Source organism: Paenibacillus sp. FSL M7-1455, assembly GCF_038004655.1.
Classification (GTDB): Bacteria; Bacillota; Bacilli; order Paenibacillales; family Paenibacillaceae; genus Paenibacillus_AQ; species Paenibacillus_AQ cookii.
Map to the genome: position 1 here is coordinate 3,875,803 of NZ_JBBORO010000001.1, position 13,327 is coordinate 3,889,129.

Below are 13,327 nucleotides of genomic sequence, written 5' to 3' on the forward strand. Positions count from 1 at the left end.
CACAAAACTTTACGCAATCCTAAGCACGGCGTCAATGATCGCGATTCATCAGGTAGTCGGCGATCTCCAGCAGGCGCGACGGGTCGGCCAAGCCGGCTTCGATCACCGCAGATTTCGCTTCGGCCGTCAATCTTTCGACCTCGCCCCGCGAAGCTTCAAGCCCGATAAAATAGGGATATGTTACCTTTTCCTGCTTCATGTCGCTCTGCGTTTTTTTGCCGAGTTTCGCCTCGTCGCCGATGATATCGAGGATATCGTCCTGAATTTGGAACGCCAGCCCGAGCTTTTGTCCGAACGTGCGGAGCGCTTCGAGTTTTTGTTCATCCGCCCCGGCGATCCTTCCCCCGGCAAGAAGCGAAAACGTGATCAAATCGCTCGTTTTGTGAAGATGGATGTATTCAAGCTGGGACAATTCGGTCAGCCCCTGCTCGCCTTCCATATCGGCCGCCTGGCCTCCGACCATGCCTTTAGGCCCCGCAAGCTCCGCCAAATCCATGGTGATGTTGACCACCTGCTCGGCCGGAACGCCATGGACCTGTGACAACCGGGCCACCAAATAAAAAGCGTGTGTAAGCAGCGCATCGCCCGCCAAAATCGCCGCCGCTTCGCCGAATACTTTATGGTTCGTCAGTTTGCCCCGACGGTAATCGTCATTGTCCATCGCGGGCAAATCATCGTGAATGAGGGAGTAGGTGTGCACCATCTCGACCGCGCACGCGGCGTCAAGCGCCGCATCCGCATTGCCGTCCAGCGCTTCGCAGGCAGCCATGACGAGCAGCGGCCGCATCCGCTTACCGCCGGCCATCAAAGAATAAAGCATCGCCTCCCGCAGCGAAGACGGGATTTGCCACTGCGCGGGAAGGCTCTCCTCCAGTCGCGTCGCGACCCGCTCGATGATGTTCTGATGATATTCCCTGAAGGAGGCACGTTCAGTCAATCGAGTCACCGCCATCCGGATCAAGCGGGCTGCCGAAAGGCTTTTTGCGCAATTCGCCGTTTTCTTCCACGATCATTTCGATTTTCCGTTCCACCTGCTCCAGCTTCTGGCTGCAAAGCTGCGAAAGCTTCATTCCCTGCTGGAACAGCTCGATCGCCTTCTCCAAAGGCACGTCGCCATGTTCGAGTTCACCGACGATATCCTCGAGCTGGATCATGGCGTCTTCGAATTTCAATTCATTTTCCTTTTCCGTCAATTTGCCCATCCTCCTTCATTCCCCATACCTGGCATGAAAGCTGACCGTCGCTTACTTTGATTTGGACCAAATCCCCAGGCTGTACGTCGTTTATAGATTTGATGAGATGCTGCTCTTTTTCGTCGTATACGAGGCTGTATCCCCGCGCCATCACTTTCAGCGGGCTTAACGCGTCCAGATGGCGCACCGATTCGCGCAGCTGCGACTGTTTGTGCTTCAAAATGGACTGCATCAGCGCAACCAGCTGTTTGCGGCTCGCCTCGTTTCGTTTTTTGGCGTAGGAAAGCTGTTCCTGCGGATGGTACCGCATCAGGCCGTGGTGAATCCGGAGCCGTTTCTCGCGGCTCTGGTTCAGCGCCGCGCGCATGCTGCCGTTTAACCGCATATGCAGCATGTCCAAGCGTTCGGCATGCTGCAGCAAATATCGCCGCGGGTGCATGAGCACCGGCGAACGCTGCAGCGACGCAAGCTGCTGGCGGCTGCGTTTGACCCGGTCGAGCAGCAGTTGCTTGAGCAGCCGCTCGAATTGGCGCAAACGATCCTGCAGCTCGGCCGCATGGGGAACCGCCAGTTCGGCGGCCGCCGTCGGCGTCGCGGCCCTGAGATCGGCCGCAAAATCGGCGATCGTAAAGTCCGTTTCGTGGCCTACGGCGGATATGACCGGGATCCGCGACTCGCGGATCGCCCGTGCCACCGGCTCCTCGTTAAACGCCCACAGTTCCTCGAGCGAGCCGCCGCCGCGGCCGACGATCAGCACGTCCGCCTCATCCATCTCGTTCATGCTGCGGATGGCGCGAACGATCGATGCGGCCGCTCCTTTTCCCTGCACGAGCACCGGGTAGAGCACCACCTTCGCTTGGGGATATCGCCGTCCGAGCGTAATGATGATATCCCGTACGGCCGCGCCCGTCGGCGAAGTGATGACGCCGACCGTCTCCGGGAATTCGGGAATCGGCCTTTTGCGTTCCGCGGCAAACAGCCCTTCTTCTTCGAGCTTTTTTTTCAGCTGCTCAAATGCCAAATACAAACTGCCGATGCCGTCCGGCTGCATATGCGTCGCGTAAAACTGGTACTGACCATCGCGTTCGTATACCGTGACGTTGCCACGGGCAATGACTTTGGCGCCTTCCTTCGGCTTGAAGGGCAGCCTTTGGTTATGGGACGCAAACATGATGGCGCGAATCCGGCTGCCCTCATCCTTCAAAGTAAAGTACATATGCCCGCTCGAATGGTGCGTGAAATTCGAAATTTCGCCGTGAATCCACACGTCGGACAACAGGCGGTCCGAGTCGAGCTTCATCCGGATATACCGGTTCAAATCCTTGATCGATAAAATTCGCTGCGGTTCCATGGCCATGCCCCCGCTTACATAAGCCCGTGATGGCGCTTTGCCGCGATGAGGGTGTTCTGCATGAGCATCGTAATGGTCATCGGACCGACGCCGCCCGGCACGGGCGTAATCGGACCGGACACTTCCTTCACGCTTTCGAAGTCGACGTCTCCCGCAAGCTTGCCGTTTTCGAGCCGGTTCATGCCCACGTCGATGACCACGGCTCCGGGTTTCACGTAGCTGGCGTCAATGAAATTGGCGCGGCCGATCGCAACGACCAGCACATCGGCTTGGCGCGCGATTTCCGCCATCCGCTCCGTACGGGAATGGCACATCGTCACGGTCGCGTTTTCCCGCTGAAGAAGAAGGGAAACCGGTTTGCCGACGATATTGCTTCGTCCGATGACGACCGCATGTTTGCCGGACAAAGAGATCCCAGCCCGTTTGATAAGCTCGATCACGCCGGCCGGCGTACACGGAAGCAGGCTGTCGTCGCCGATGACGAGGTTCCCGACGTTCACCGGGTGGAAACCGTCGACGTCCTTGTCTACGGCAATCGCGTTGATCACGGCTTTTTCATCGATATGTCCGGGCAGGGGCAGCTGCACCAAGATGCCGTCGATGTCCCCCTTGCGGTTCAGCCGGTCCACCAAAGCAAGCAAATCGGCTTGCGAGGTTTCGGCGGGCAGGCGGTGAACCTCGGAGTAAAACCCTAAATCGTGGCAAGCTTTTTCCTTGTTCCGAACGTACACCTGAGATGCCGGATCTTCCCCGACCAGCACGACGGCGAGGCCCGGAACGACGCCTTTGGCCGCCAATGCCCGCACTTCGCCGGCGATGCTGCCCCGGATCTCTTCGGATACCTGTTTTCCGCTGATGATGGTTGCTGTCATTTTACTCTCTCCCCCGTAATTAGAATGGTCAAATCGATATGCGGGCTTCGGTAACGCCAAGCGGAAGCGGCAAGGTCAGGAAAGGGTGTTTTTCAGCTTGTCCACTTCGCGGATCATGTTCCCCAGCACGCCGTTGACGAATTTGCCGGATTCCTCGGTGCCGAAATGCTTGGACAGCTCGATCGCCTCGTTGACGGCCACTTTCGCCGGAACGTCGCTCGAATAGAGCAGCTCGTAAGCCGCCAAACGCAAAATTTGCCGGTCGACCCGCGACAAACGGCTGATTTGCCAGCCTTTCAAATAATTTTCGAGCAAGCCGTCGATGGCTTGTTTCTGGCTCCATACGCCGTTGACCAGAGTCAGCACGTAATTTTTCAGCTCGATTTCGTTCGTGATGACGCGTTCCGTATCGTTTTCCTCGGCGGCCTCATCCAGCAGCATATTGACGGCTTCTTCGCTGCCCACTTCATTCATTTCCATTTGGTACAGACTTTGCACGACGATTTCCCTTGCCAAACGTCTTTTCATTTTGTTCCTCCTGAACCTGTCATTTATGGCACTTATCTTTATTATGGGTTACTGCGGATTGTTGCAATCTCCTATGGCAAAGGTTTTTCAAAGCATTTCCGCAAAAAAACCGCGATACGTTTCACCAGAAAATGGGCGTTATGAAGCTGCAGCTCTTTTTTCCGGAGAAAGCATATCACGGTTCATTTAAAAGGACGCCAGCGCTCGGAAAGCCATTTCCGCATCTCATCCCAGCGAAAAACGGACTCCATGCGCAAGTCTTTCCGCTTGCCGACGGCATATCCTATGAACACAACCAATGCAAAGAACAACATATCCCAAAATCCCGCGATCAAATAAATAAAACCAAAGAAAATCCCGCCGGCGATGCCGACGATCCGTCCTCTGTGACTCTCCCATACTTCCTTCAAGAATGCCATGGAAGACCACCCCTATTCCACTCTGCTCTTCATGGCCGTCGACTGGGCCACATTCGCGATATATACCGCCACATTCGATACCGGAATGCCCGTCGTCTCCTGAAGATAATCATGTACCTGCTTTTGAATGTCGGTCGTCATGGTCGGAATCGAAACGTCGCCTTCGACCACCGCCCGGATCTTGATTTCAAGCCCGGCTTCGGACACGCGGATCCGCGCCTTCAAATCTTTGGCTCCCCGGATGCGGGCTGCCGCCTTCAGGCATAAATTCTCGATCGTTTCCACCGATATTTGGATGTCCCCGTATTCGGTGCGCTGGTCGATCGAAGGAATTTGCGTACGATCTCGGCGGATCGAGATATAGAAAAATCGGACGCTAAGCAAAAACAAGACGGCGGCAATGACCAGCAGCGTGATTTCCAGCGTGGACGCATCCATGTATTCTCCCAAACCGGGAACCAAGCCGCTTAACCGGAGGAGGGCAAATACGCTTATGATTCCGATGCTCAAGCTGTAAATAAAGAGCAAAAATCTATCCAGTATTTTAGCCACGAACGGCGCAGCCTCCTTAAATTAGAGTAAACCCTCGACGTTCGTCGGGGGTTACGGATACGGAATGAACCCGGAAGCACGGCATGTTTCCAGGACTCATTCCTTCGGTCATCTCTTATTTCACGCGTTGTTGCGTCAAATCGATTTCTTCCGTTCTTTCGGCGCTTTTGAAATGGACGTCATGAATATGCACGTTCACTTCCACGACGTTCAAGCCGGTCATCATTTCGATCGATCGTTTGACGTTGCGCTGAATTTCGGTAGCGACTTGAGGCAGCCGGTTCCCGTATTCGATGATAACGGAAACGTCAACGGCCGCTTCGCGCTGCCCGACTTCCACCTTTACGCCTTTGGACAGGTTTTTGCGTCCAAGCAGCTCGGCGATGCCTCCGGCAAAACCGCCGCTCATGCCGGCTACGCCTTTGACCTCGACGGTCGCCAGTCCCGCAATCACTTCAATGACTTCGGGCGCAATCTGGATTTCGCCGATTTCGGTACGTTCAAACTCATTCGGTTCCGTGCTCATTATGGCTTAACACACCTTTCGGATAAGATGGATAAGAAGCACACCTTTCTGGACGCCGCATAATCACTCATACTATAACATTCGGGGCGATTCGTGACAAACGTCCGCGGAGGCTTATATCTCGTTTTCCTCTAAAAATTTGATATCGAAGTCGCCTCTGTTGAAGGTCGGATGATCCAGAAGCTTCATATGGAAAGGAATCGTCGTGTGAATTCCCTCCACGGCGAACTCGGATAACGCGCGTTTCATCTTGGCGATCGCTTCGTCGCGCGTCGGCGCCCATACGATCAGCTTCGCGATCATCGAATCGTAATACGGAGGAATGGTATACCCCTGATAAGCGGCGCTGTCAACCCGCACGCCCGGTCCTCCCGGCGGCAAGTAAAACTGGATTTTTCCTGCAGCAGGCATAAAGTTCCGATCCGGATCTTCGGCGTTGATGCGGCATTCGATGGAGCTGCCGCTGATCACGACGTCGTCTTGGTTAAAGGAAAGCGGATTGCCCTCCGCCACCGAAACCATTTCTTTAATCAAATCCACGCCCGTAACCATCTCGGTCACCGGATGCTCCACCTGGATGCGCGTATTCATTTCCATGAAGTAAAACTGACCATCCGGTCCGAGCAAAAACTCGAGCGTGCCCGCGCCGGAATAGTTTACGGCCTGCGCGGCGCGAACGGCCGCTTCGCCCATGCGCTGGCGCACTTCCGGGGAAAGCACCGGACACGGGGATTCTTCGACGAGCTTTTGTCTGCGGCGCTGCACGGAACAATCGCGTTCGCCCAAATGGACCGCGTTCCCGTAATTGTCGGCCATCACCTGAATTTCGACGTGCTTCATGCCGGTGAGGAACTTCTCCAGGTAAACGCCTGCGTTGCCGAAGGCTTTCTGCGCTTCCTGCTGAGCGGCCGTGATTTGCTTGATCAGGGTTTCTTCGTCTTCGGCGATGCGGATGCCTTTGCCCCCGCCGCCGGCCGTCGCTTTGATGATCAATGGATAACCGATATCCCGGCCGATCATCACGGCCTCCTCGATGTTTTCGACCAAGCCGTCCGAGCCGGGGATGACCGGCACGCCGGCCGCTTTCATCGTTTGCTTGGCGACCGATTTATCGCCCATCTTGTTGATGGCATCCGCCGACGGGCCGATGAACGTAATGTTGCAGGATTCGCAAATTTCGGCGAAGTCGGCGTTTTCGGCAAGGAATCCGTAACCCGGATGTACCGCGTCGCACTCCGTCAACGTCGCCACGCTCATGATGTTCGTAATGTTCAAGTAGCTGTCTTTGGACGTGGTAGGTCCGATACAGTAAGCTTCGTCCGCAAGACGGACGTGAAGCGCATCCTTGTCCGCTTCGGAATAGACCGCAACCGTCGAAATGCCCAGCTCTCGGCAAGCGCGAATGATACGGACGGCAATTTCGCCGCGGTTGGCGATCAGGATTTTTTGGAATTTCATGCAGATAACCTCCCTTTCGAATGCGGTGTTATTCCGTTTTCACCAGAAACAGAGGCTGCCCGTATTCAACCAATTGTCCGTTTTCCACGAGAATTTCGACGATTTCGCCTTTCACTTCGGCTTCGAGTTCGTTCATCAGCTTCATGGCTTCAAGAATGCAGACGACCGTTTTTTCATTGACCTTGTCCCCTACGTTCACGAACGGGCCCTTTTCAGGGGAAGGCGATCTGTAGAACGTGCCGACCATCGGGGATACGATTTTATGTAGGTTGGGATCGGCTGCTTTCGCTTCGGCTGCCGGCTGCTGGGCGGCTTCCGCTGCCGCAGCAGGGTTCTGGAATTGGGGAGCGGCCTGCTGCGGAACCTGAACGTACTGCGCAGGTACGGACGGCGCTGCAACAACCTCGGTTTTGTTTGCTTTGCGGATCGTTAAATGAGTTCCTTCCAATTCAATATCCAGTTCATGTACAGAGGTCTGATCGACCAATTGTATCAACTCTTTAATCTCGCTTAACTTCAACATGTACAATTCACTCCTTCGAGGGAAGCTTTCGGAAGCTTCCGGACATACATACACATAACGATAAGTATTATATCATAAACAAGCAAAATGGAAAGAGTCCGGGGAAATCCGGACTCTTTCGACATATTCCGTGCTTACCGCATCTTATGGCGCCATGTATTGAACGCTCACTTTGTCCTGGGTGACGTTCAGCTCTTTCATCACCAGTTCAACGATGCTGACGGCCTGCTTCACGTCCGGTTTGTCGCTGAGGACAAGCACTTGGTATTTATCGGTTTCTTCTTTGATAAACGCGTTGGCGAAGGAATATTTATGCTCCAGCTCCTCCTCGATGCCCTTGATTTTTTCTGTTTTCGTTTCCAGCGCGTTCAGTTCTTCGCTTGCTTTCGCGGTTTCAGCGGGATCCTTGCTCATGTCGTTCATGGCAGCCAGCAGATCGTTATATTTGGACTCGTTTTTTTGGTCCCGTTCCATCAGGAAGGAGTCGAACTGACTGGAAGCGGTGCTTTTTTGCGCGGCCACTTCCTTCAGCACTTCATCGTCGCTTTTTCCGGCTTGCGCTTCCTTGCCGCTATCCGTTTTTCCTGCCGAAGCCGATTTATCCTCTGCGGCCGTATCCTTGGCGGCGTCCTTGCCGTCCGTCTTAGCGGTCGTTTTGTCGCTGCTTTCTTTTGAAGCATCCTTCGCCGCGTCTTTCGTCGTGTCCTTGGCCGTGTCCTTGGCGGCTTCCTTGGAAGCATCCGCGCTGCTTGCGTCCGTTTTGGCGGCGGCCGCATTCTCGTTGACTTTGCCGTCGGTGATCACTTCGGTTACTTCCACTCCGCTTTCCGTCGTCGTCTTGGACGCCGTTTCCTTGGCGGACGACTTATCCGCGCCGCTCACCTGCTGGCTGTCGGCAACCGGGGTTTTCGGCGTTTTCGACGATCCCGAGTCCTCCGTAAACAGGTAGTAAGCGGATAACACAACCATCAAGCTCAGCATGGACACCAACCAAATCGTTTGTCTTTTACTGTTCATTCGTTAAATCCTCCTCAAATTTGAACTCATTATTTGAATTGCTGCCTACCCCTGTTTGCGCGGAACGACCGAGATCCGGTATTCCGGAACGTTCAGCCCTTTTTCGACCGCATCGACGATCAGCTGTTTGACGACCTCGTTTTCGGCGCCTTTGGCGACGACCAGGACGCCGCGGATTTGCGGTTTCACCCTCTTCGTAACGATCGGGGCCTGGGTGCCTGACTGCTCGTATGTAACCACTTCCCCGTCCCGCGTATATTGCGTCGTGCGGCGTTTGCCTCCGTTCGCGTCGTTTTCGTCCGATTGCTGCTGCGAATCCTTCATGTTTTTCTGGTAAACCACTTCTTCCGTCGAATCCACGTTGACCAGGACGTCAACGGTGCCCACTCCGACGATTTTTTCGAGGATCTCCTTCATCTTGTTTTCGGCGTCTTCTTCGATGCTGCTGAAGGCGTTTCTCTCCCCGCCGGCATTTTGCGCGCTTTCGTTGACGGTGGGTTGCGCCGGCGGTTCCCGCCCGATATTTTCGTTGTCCAGTTTTTTGACGTTGACGAAGGAGTTGAAGAGGATGATCGCCACCCCGATCAGTCCCACGATGATCAGCCAGCGGAAGGTGTTGATCCTGCTGCCGCCGCCCTGCCCTCCGCCTCCGATCCACTGCTCCAGTTTCTTGAACCATTTCCCCACGTTTATCACCTCTTTTTATAGCTTCCCGTTTTCGGCTGTTCCGTTTCGGACGGCGATGATTTCCGGGTCGATTCCCCATTCGCTTCCGATGATTCGTTTGATGGCTTCCGCGTTCGCGCCGCCGTTCTCCTCGCTGCTCGTCGCCGCTTCCCGTCCCGATTCCGTGCCGCTTGGATTTTCCTTTGGCGAGCCGCCGATTTCGATCTGCACGGGGAGCACCGGATCGATTCGGATTTCGCCGGACGCCGGCGGGGCGGCAGCCGTTTCTTCCGAGGCGGGCCCTGCTTTTATCGTGACGGTCACGTTTTTGATATAGGGGCTCTGGTTCGCGTCCTGCGCCGTCCCCTCCGGCATCGCCAGGACCACCGCCACGTCCGCGCCTTGCTCCCCGCTTTCCTTGCGGATCTGGTCTTTCATCTTCGCGGCGACTTCGCGTGCCGCCCATTCAAGGGACTGCTTCTGCTGCCGGGTTTGCAGCTGCTTCGCTTCGTCCATGATCTGCTGCAGGCTGCCTTTTCCTCCGGCCTCGTGGCTCTGGTTCATGCCGTTAAACACGGCCGCGATCTTGATGTCCGCCGCATCGGTCAGTATTTTGATCAGCGGCCCGAGGAGCGTGAGCAGGATCAGCAGGCTCAGCACCAGCTTGACGTAACGCTCCATGGAACGGCTCGGAAGGATGAGATCCACGAAGGAGGCCAGCAGAACCACCATAATCACTTCTTTCAGCCAACTGCTCAGCCAGGCCATCTTACGCCTCCTTCCTTACCTCATCATGACGGTGACGTTCCCCGCCGTAAGCATGATCGTGATCGCCAGGAAAAACATCAGTCCGACGACGGCCAGCGCGGCAAACACGTACAGCATGCTTTTCCCGATCGTTTCCAGGCAGGTCGTGATCGGCGAGTCTCCGAGCGGCTGCATGACGGCTGCGGATACCTTGTAGATCAACGCGAGCACCAATATTTTGATTGCCGGAAACGCGCACAGGAACAGGATGATGATGACGCCGACCAAACCGATGGAGTTTTTGATGAGCAGCGAAGCCGAGATGACGGTATCCGTTGCATCGGCGAACATTTTCCCCACCACCGGGATGAAGCTTCCGGACACGTATTTGGCCGCCCGGATCGTCACCCCGTCCGTCACGGAGCTCGTGATGCCCTGAACCGAAATGACGCCCAAAAAAATGGTCAACAGTACGCCGAGAAACCCTACGCTGATGTTGCGAAGCAAGTTGGCCAGCTGCGTCAGCTTGTATTTGTCGGAAAGGGAGCTGACCAAATGAAGCACCGCCGAAAAGAACAGAAGCGGGAAGATCAGCGTGTGGATGAGCGTGCCGACGGTGTTGATCATAAAAATGATGAGCGGATGCGTGACCGAAACCGTGATGACGTTGCCCATGGAGGCCAAAAGCGCGAACAGCAGCGGCACCATGGCCATCATGAAATCGATCATGCGGTCGATCGCTTCTTTGGCGTAACCGATCGCCACGTTGAAGCTGTTGATCGCCAGGACGATGATGACCATGTAACATAATGCGTAAGCGACCTTGCTGACGGTTTTTCGTTCGAACGCCGATTGCAGCGTCTCCAGAATCATGCTCATGATGCTCAGCATGACGATGGTGACGAGCAGCTTCCCGTTGTAAAGCACTTCGTGCCACATGAAGGAACCTAACGCCGCCAGAACGCTTTTGACGCTGAAGCCTTCTCCTCCGGGAAGCAGGATATCCATAAAGGAAGGCACTTTTTGATCCGGGAAAAACCCGCCGTAATCCTTCATCAGGCTTTCCCAGTAGGTTTCGACCTGGTCCTTCGGCAGCGACTCCGCTTGATGCTTGATCCACTCTTCGGCCGGGGAATCAGCGAAAACCCGGGTTGTCCCCGCGAGCAAAAACAGGATGAAAAAAAGGATCAAATGCCGTGTATCCCGGCGCGGTTTTAAAAGCATGGGTATTCCCACTTTCTCCTACGCTGGCAGCAATTTCAGCACGGTTTCGATGATGATGCCGATGATCGGTACCGCAAGGACCATGATCAGCATTTTGCCTGCCAATTCGATTTTTGAGGCGATATTCTCCTGCCCGGCGTCACGCACGACCTGAGCTCCGAATTCGGCGATATAGGCGATGCCGATGATTTTCAGGATCGTTTTCAGGTAGATCAGTTCGACGCCGGAGGACCTGGCCATCCGCTCCAGCTCCGAAACGACGGTGCTGATTTTGCCCATCAGGAACATGAAGATCAGCACGCCCGTCGCGGCGGCCAGCAGAAAAGCAAACATCGGCTTTTGCTCTTTGACGATCAGGATCAGAATCGTTGCTATGAGTCCAAGACCCACCACCTGTATAATTTCCATAAGCAACCCCTAATGGAACAGAAAAATGGTTTTGATCTCCTGCAGCAGGTTATCGAGCAGCCGGACGACCATGAACAGCACCACGACAAAGCCGATGACCGTCACCCAATGAGCCATATCTTCTTTTCCCATTTGCTTGAGTACCGTATGAATCATCGCAATGATGATGCCGATTCCCGCAATCTGGAAAATTGCGTTCACTTCAAAGTTCATTCCTTGGCACCTCGCTAAAAGATCAAAATGACGATCAATGCTCCAACCAATAGCCCGAGACTCCGGCTGATCTTTTCGTATTTCGCCTGCTCGTCTCTTGCCAGTGCTTCTTCATGCTTCAGCTGCTGGGCGGCCAAGGCAATATGCTTGATTTGATCCTGCCTGTCGCTTGTCCCAAGCGTAAAGCTGAGCTGATGGAGAATATCGCGCTCCGGCGCTTTCATCGCGGTCCGCTTCCAATGGTCGTGCAGGGAGCGCTGGATGCTTTCCTGAGCCGTATTTCCGCTCCCCGACGCCATATGGTTCGCCGCGCTTTTGAAGATGCTCCGCAGCGGTTCCCCGAGCTGCCCGGCCAATCTGCGGAACGCATCGGGAAGCGGCGTAAAGCCGTACGAGATTTCGGTTTCGAGCCTTTGCATCGCAAGAATGAGTTCGCGGATTTGCTTCGGCCTTGCCGCAAACCGGGCGGCCTGGTGAAATCCTGCAAGCGTTCCGGCCAGGAGGATCAGCACCGCCCCGAAAAGCTTAAGCATGGTTGGCTTCCCCCTTTGCCTGAAGCTGGAGCAAGCGCATCTGCCGGTCCATGATCCGGAATGCCGTTTTGCCGCGCATGCGGTGAAGCAGGACGTAAACTTCGAACATCCGGTTGTCCATCAGCCGTTTCATCGCCGGGCGGTTTTGGAGTTCCTCCGGGGCGCTGCCGTGAGCCGAAGCGATGACGGATATGCCCGCATGCAGCGCCTCGGTGACGGCTTCGGCATCTTCTTCCCTGCCGATCTCGTCCACGATGAGGACATCCGGCGACATCGAACGGATCATCATCATCATGCCTTCGGCTTTCGGGCACGCATCCATCACGTCGGTCCGCGGGCCGACATCGAAGCTTGGCACCCCGTGCACGCTGCCGGCAATTTCGGAACGTTCGTCGATGATGCATACCTTCATGCCCGCGGGCTTCGCAATCGGCGCCTCCATGCCGCCGGAGCTGATCTGCCTTGCCAAATCCCGAAGCAGCGTCGTTTTCCCGTGCTGCGGCGGCGAAAGGATCAGCGCGTGTTTCATTCTTCGCTCCCTTTCGTCGTACAAAAACGGCAGAATGGCGTTTGCGGCCCCCCTCACTTCCCGGGCGATCCGGATGTTGAATCCGCTGATGTCCCGGATATGCTCCACTTTCCCTCCGGATAAGACCGTTCTTCCGGCAAGCCCGATGCGATGCCCGCCCGGGACCGTAATAAAACCTTTCCGCAGTTCCTCCTCCAGGGTATATAAGGAATGGTTGCTGATCAGATCGAGAAACCTGCGGCTATCGTCGCGGCTGGGCCTGTACGCCTTGTCCCCGTCCAGCGTCGGCTGCCCCTCTTCGGTGACGAAGCGGTGCCCGCCCGATTCATTCACCTCCAGCGGCCTTCCTTCGCGGATCCGAACCTCTTCCAGCTTCCCGAGGAGTTCCCTCGGCAATCTTAGCAGGATGGACTTGATCCGGTCGGGAAACAGTTCTAGCCAGTTTGGATTCGTAATACGACCACCCCCAAGCTGTCTTCTCTTAAGTCCGTGAGCTTTTCGTTTATAGACTAGTAGATGTTTTTTATACCACATGTTTATGCTTGTACTTCAAAATTATGACGACCGA

Annotated in this window: 18 protein-coding genes; all 18 read right to left on the bottom strand. The window is 55.3% G+C overall.

What is annotated here, in order from left to right:
- Positions 1–31 precede the first annotated feature (31 nt).
- On the bottom strand, positions 32–952 hold the full coding sequence (locus NYE48_RS17880; RefSeq protein ID WP_445324014.1) for a polyprenyl synthetase family protein: 921 nt from the start codon (positions 950–952) through the stop codon (positions 32–34).
- Positions 930–1,193 carry an exodeoxyribonuclease VII small subunit gene (xseB, locus tag NYE48_RS17885; RefSeq protein WP_281422473.1) on the bottom strand — a complete coding sequence of 88 codons (264 nt, stop codon included), beginning with the start codon at positions 1,191–1,193 and terminating at the stop codon, positions 930–932. Before xseB ends, NYE48_RS17880 begins: the two co-directional genes overlap by 23 nt.
- Positions 1,174–2,544 (bottom strand): exodeoxyribonuclease VII large subunit, encoded by a 1,371-nt coding sequence (xseA, locus tag NYE48_RS17890; protein WP_340999611.1) that lies wholly within the window; start codon positions 2,542–2,544, stop codon positions 1,174–1,176. Before xseA ends, xseB begins: the two co-directional genes overlap by 20 nt.
- Before the next feature lie 14 nt (positions 2,545–2,558).
- Positions 2,559–3,416 carry a bifunctional methylenetetrahydrofolate dehydrogenase/methenyltetrahydrofolate cyclohydrolase FolD gene (gene folD, locus NYE48_RS17895; RefSeq protein WP_340999612.1) on the bottom strand — a complete coding sequence of 286 codons (858 nt, stop codon included), beginning with the start codon at positions 3,414–3,416 and terminating at the stop codon, positions 2,559–2,561.
- Between the two features lie 75 nt (positions 3,417–3,491).
- Positions 3,492–3,944, bottom strand: a complete 453-nt coding sequence (nusB, locus tag NYE48_RS17900; protein ID WP_036714317.1) for a transcription antitermination factor NusB — start codon at positions 3,942–3,944, stop codon at positions 3,492–3,494.
- Positions 3,945–4,126: 182 nt separating this feature from the next.
- Complete coding sequence (locus NYE48_RS17905) at positions 4,127–4,363, bottom strand: DUF2273 domain-containing protein (RefSeq protein WP_212946921.1); 237 nt, start codon at positions 4,361–4,363, stop codon at positions 4,127–4,129.
- A 12-nt stretch (positions 4,364–4,375) separates the two neighbouring features.
- Positions 4,376–4,915 (bottom strand): alkaline shock response membrane anchor protein AmaP, encoded by a 540-nt coding sequence (amaP, locus tag NYE48_RS17910; RefSeq protein WP_212946922.1) that lies wholly within the window; start codon positions 4,913–4,915, stop codon positions 4,376–4,378.
- Between the two features lie 115 nt (positions 4,916–5,030).
- Positions 5,031–5,441 (bottom strand): Asp23/Gls24 family envelope stress response protein, encoded by a 411-nt coding sequence (locus NYE48_RS17915; protein WP_212946924.1) that lies wholly within the window; start codon positions 5,439–5,441, stop codon positions 5,031–5,033.
- Positions 5,442–5,555: 114 nt separating this feature from the next.
- Positions 5,556–6,899, bottom strand: coding sequence for an acetyl-CoA carboxylase biotin carboxylase subunit (gene accC / locus NYE48_RS17920; protein ID WP_212946925.1), 1,344 nt, complete (start codon positions 6,897–6,899; stop codon positions 5,556–5,558).
- A 28-nt stretch (positions 6,900–6,927) separates the two neighbouring features.
- Positions 6,928–7,422 (bottom strand): acetyl-CoA carboxylase biotin carboxyl carrier protein, encoded by a 495-nt coding sequence (gene accB, locus NYE48_RS17925; RefSeq protein ID WP_212946926.1) that lies wholly within the window; start codon positions 7,420–7,422, stop codon positions 6,928–6,930.
- 144 nt (positions 7,423–7,566) lie between these two features.
- Positions 7,567–8,439: a SpoIIIAH-like family protein gene (locus NYE48_RS17930; protein WP_340999613.1), complete on the bottom strand. Its 873-nt coding sequence runs from the start codon at positions 8,437–8,439 to the stop codon at positions 7,567–7,569.
- Positions 8,440–8,484: 45 nt separating this feature from the next.
- Positions 8,485–9,126 (bottom strand): stage III sporulation protein AG, encoded by a 642-nt coding sequence (spoIIIAG, locus tag NYE48_RS17935; protein ID WP_340999614.1) that lies wholly within the window; start codon positions 9,124–9,126, stop codon positions 8,485–8,487.
- Positions 9,127–9,141: 15 nt separating this feature from the next.
- Positions 9,142–9,873, bottom strand: a complete 732-nt coding sequence (gene spoIIIAF, locus NYE48_RS17940; protein WP_036714309.1) for a stage III sporulation protein AF — start codon at positions 9,871–9,873, stop codon at positions 9,142–9,144.
- Between the two features lie 15 nt (positions 9,874–9,888).
- Positions 9,889–11,076 carry a stage III sporulation protein AE gene (spoIIIAE, locus tag NYE48_RS17945; RefSeq protein WP_212946934.1) on the bottom strand — a complete coding sequence of 396 codons (1,188 nt, stop codon included), beginning with the start codon at positions 11,074–11,076 and terminating at the stop codon, positions 9,889–9,891.
- A gap of 18 nt (positions 11,077–11,094) precedes the next feature.
- Complete coding sequence (spoIIIAD, locus tag NYE48_RS17950) at positions 11,095–11,484, bottom strand: stage III sporulation protein AD (RefSeq protein ID WP_212946935.1); 390 nt, start codon at positions 11,482–11,484, stop codon at positions 11,095–11,097.
- A gap of 9 nt (positions 11,485–11,493) precedes the next feature.
- The gene (spoIIIAC, locus tag NYE48_RS17955; RefSeq protein WP_036714303.1) at positions 11,494–11,697 is read right to left on the bottom strand and encodes a stage III sporulation protein AC; all 204 of its coding nucleotides are present in this window, start codon (positions 11,695–11,697) and stop codon (positions 11,494–11,496) included.
- A 14-nt stretch (positions 11,698–11,711) separates the two neighbouring features.
- Positions 11,712–12,230: a stage III sporulation protein SpoIIIAB gene (spoIIIAB, locus tag NYE48_RS17960; RefSeq protein ID WP_036714302.1), complete on the bottom strand. Its 519-nt coding sequence runs from the start codon at positions 12,228–12,230 to the stop codon at positions 11,712–11,714.
- Entirely contained in the window at positions 12,223–13,293 is a 1,071-nt protein-coding gene (gene spoIIIAA, locus NYE48_RS17965; RefSeq protein WP_340999616.1) for a stage III sporulation protein AA, read from the bottom strand. Before spoIIIAA ends, spoIIIAB begins: the two co-directional genes overlap by 8 nt.
- Between the last annotated feature and the right edge of the window lie 34 nt (positions 13,294–13,327).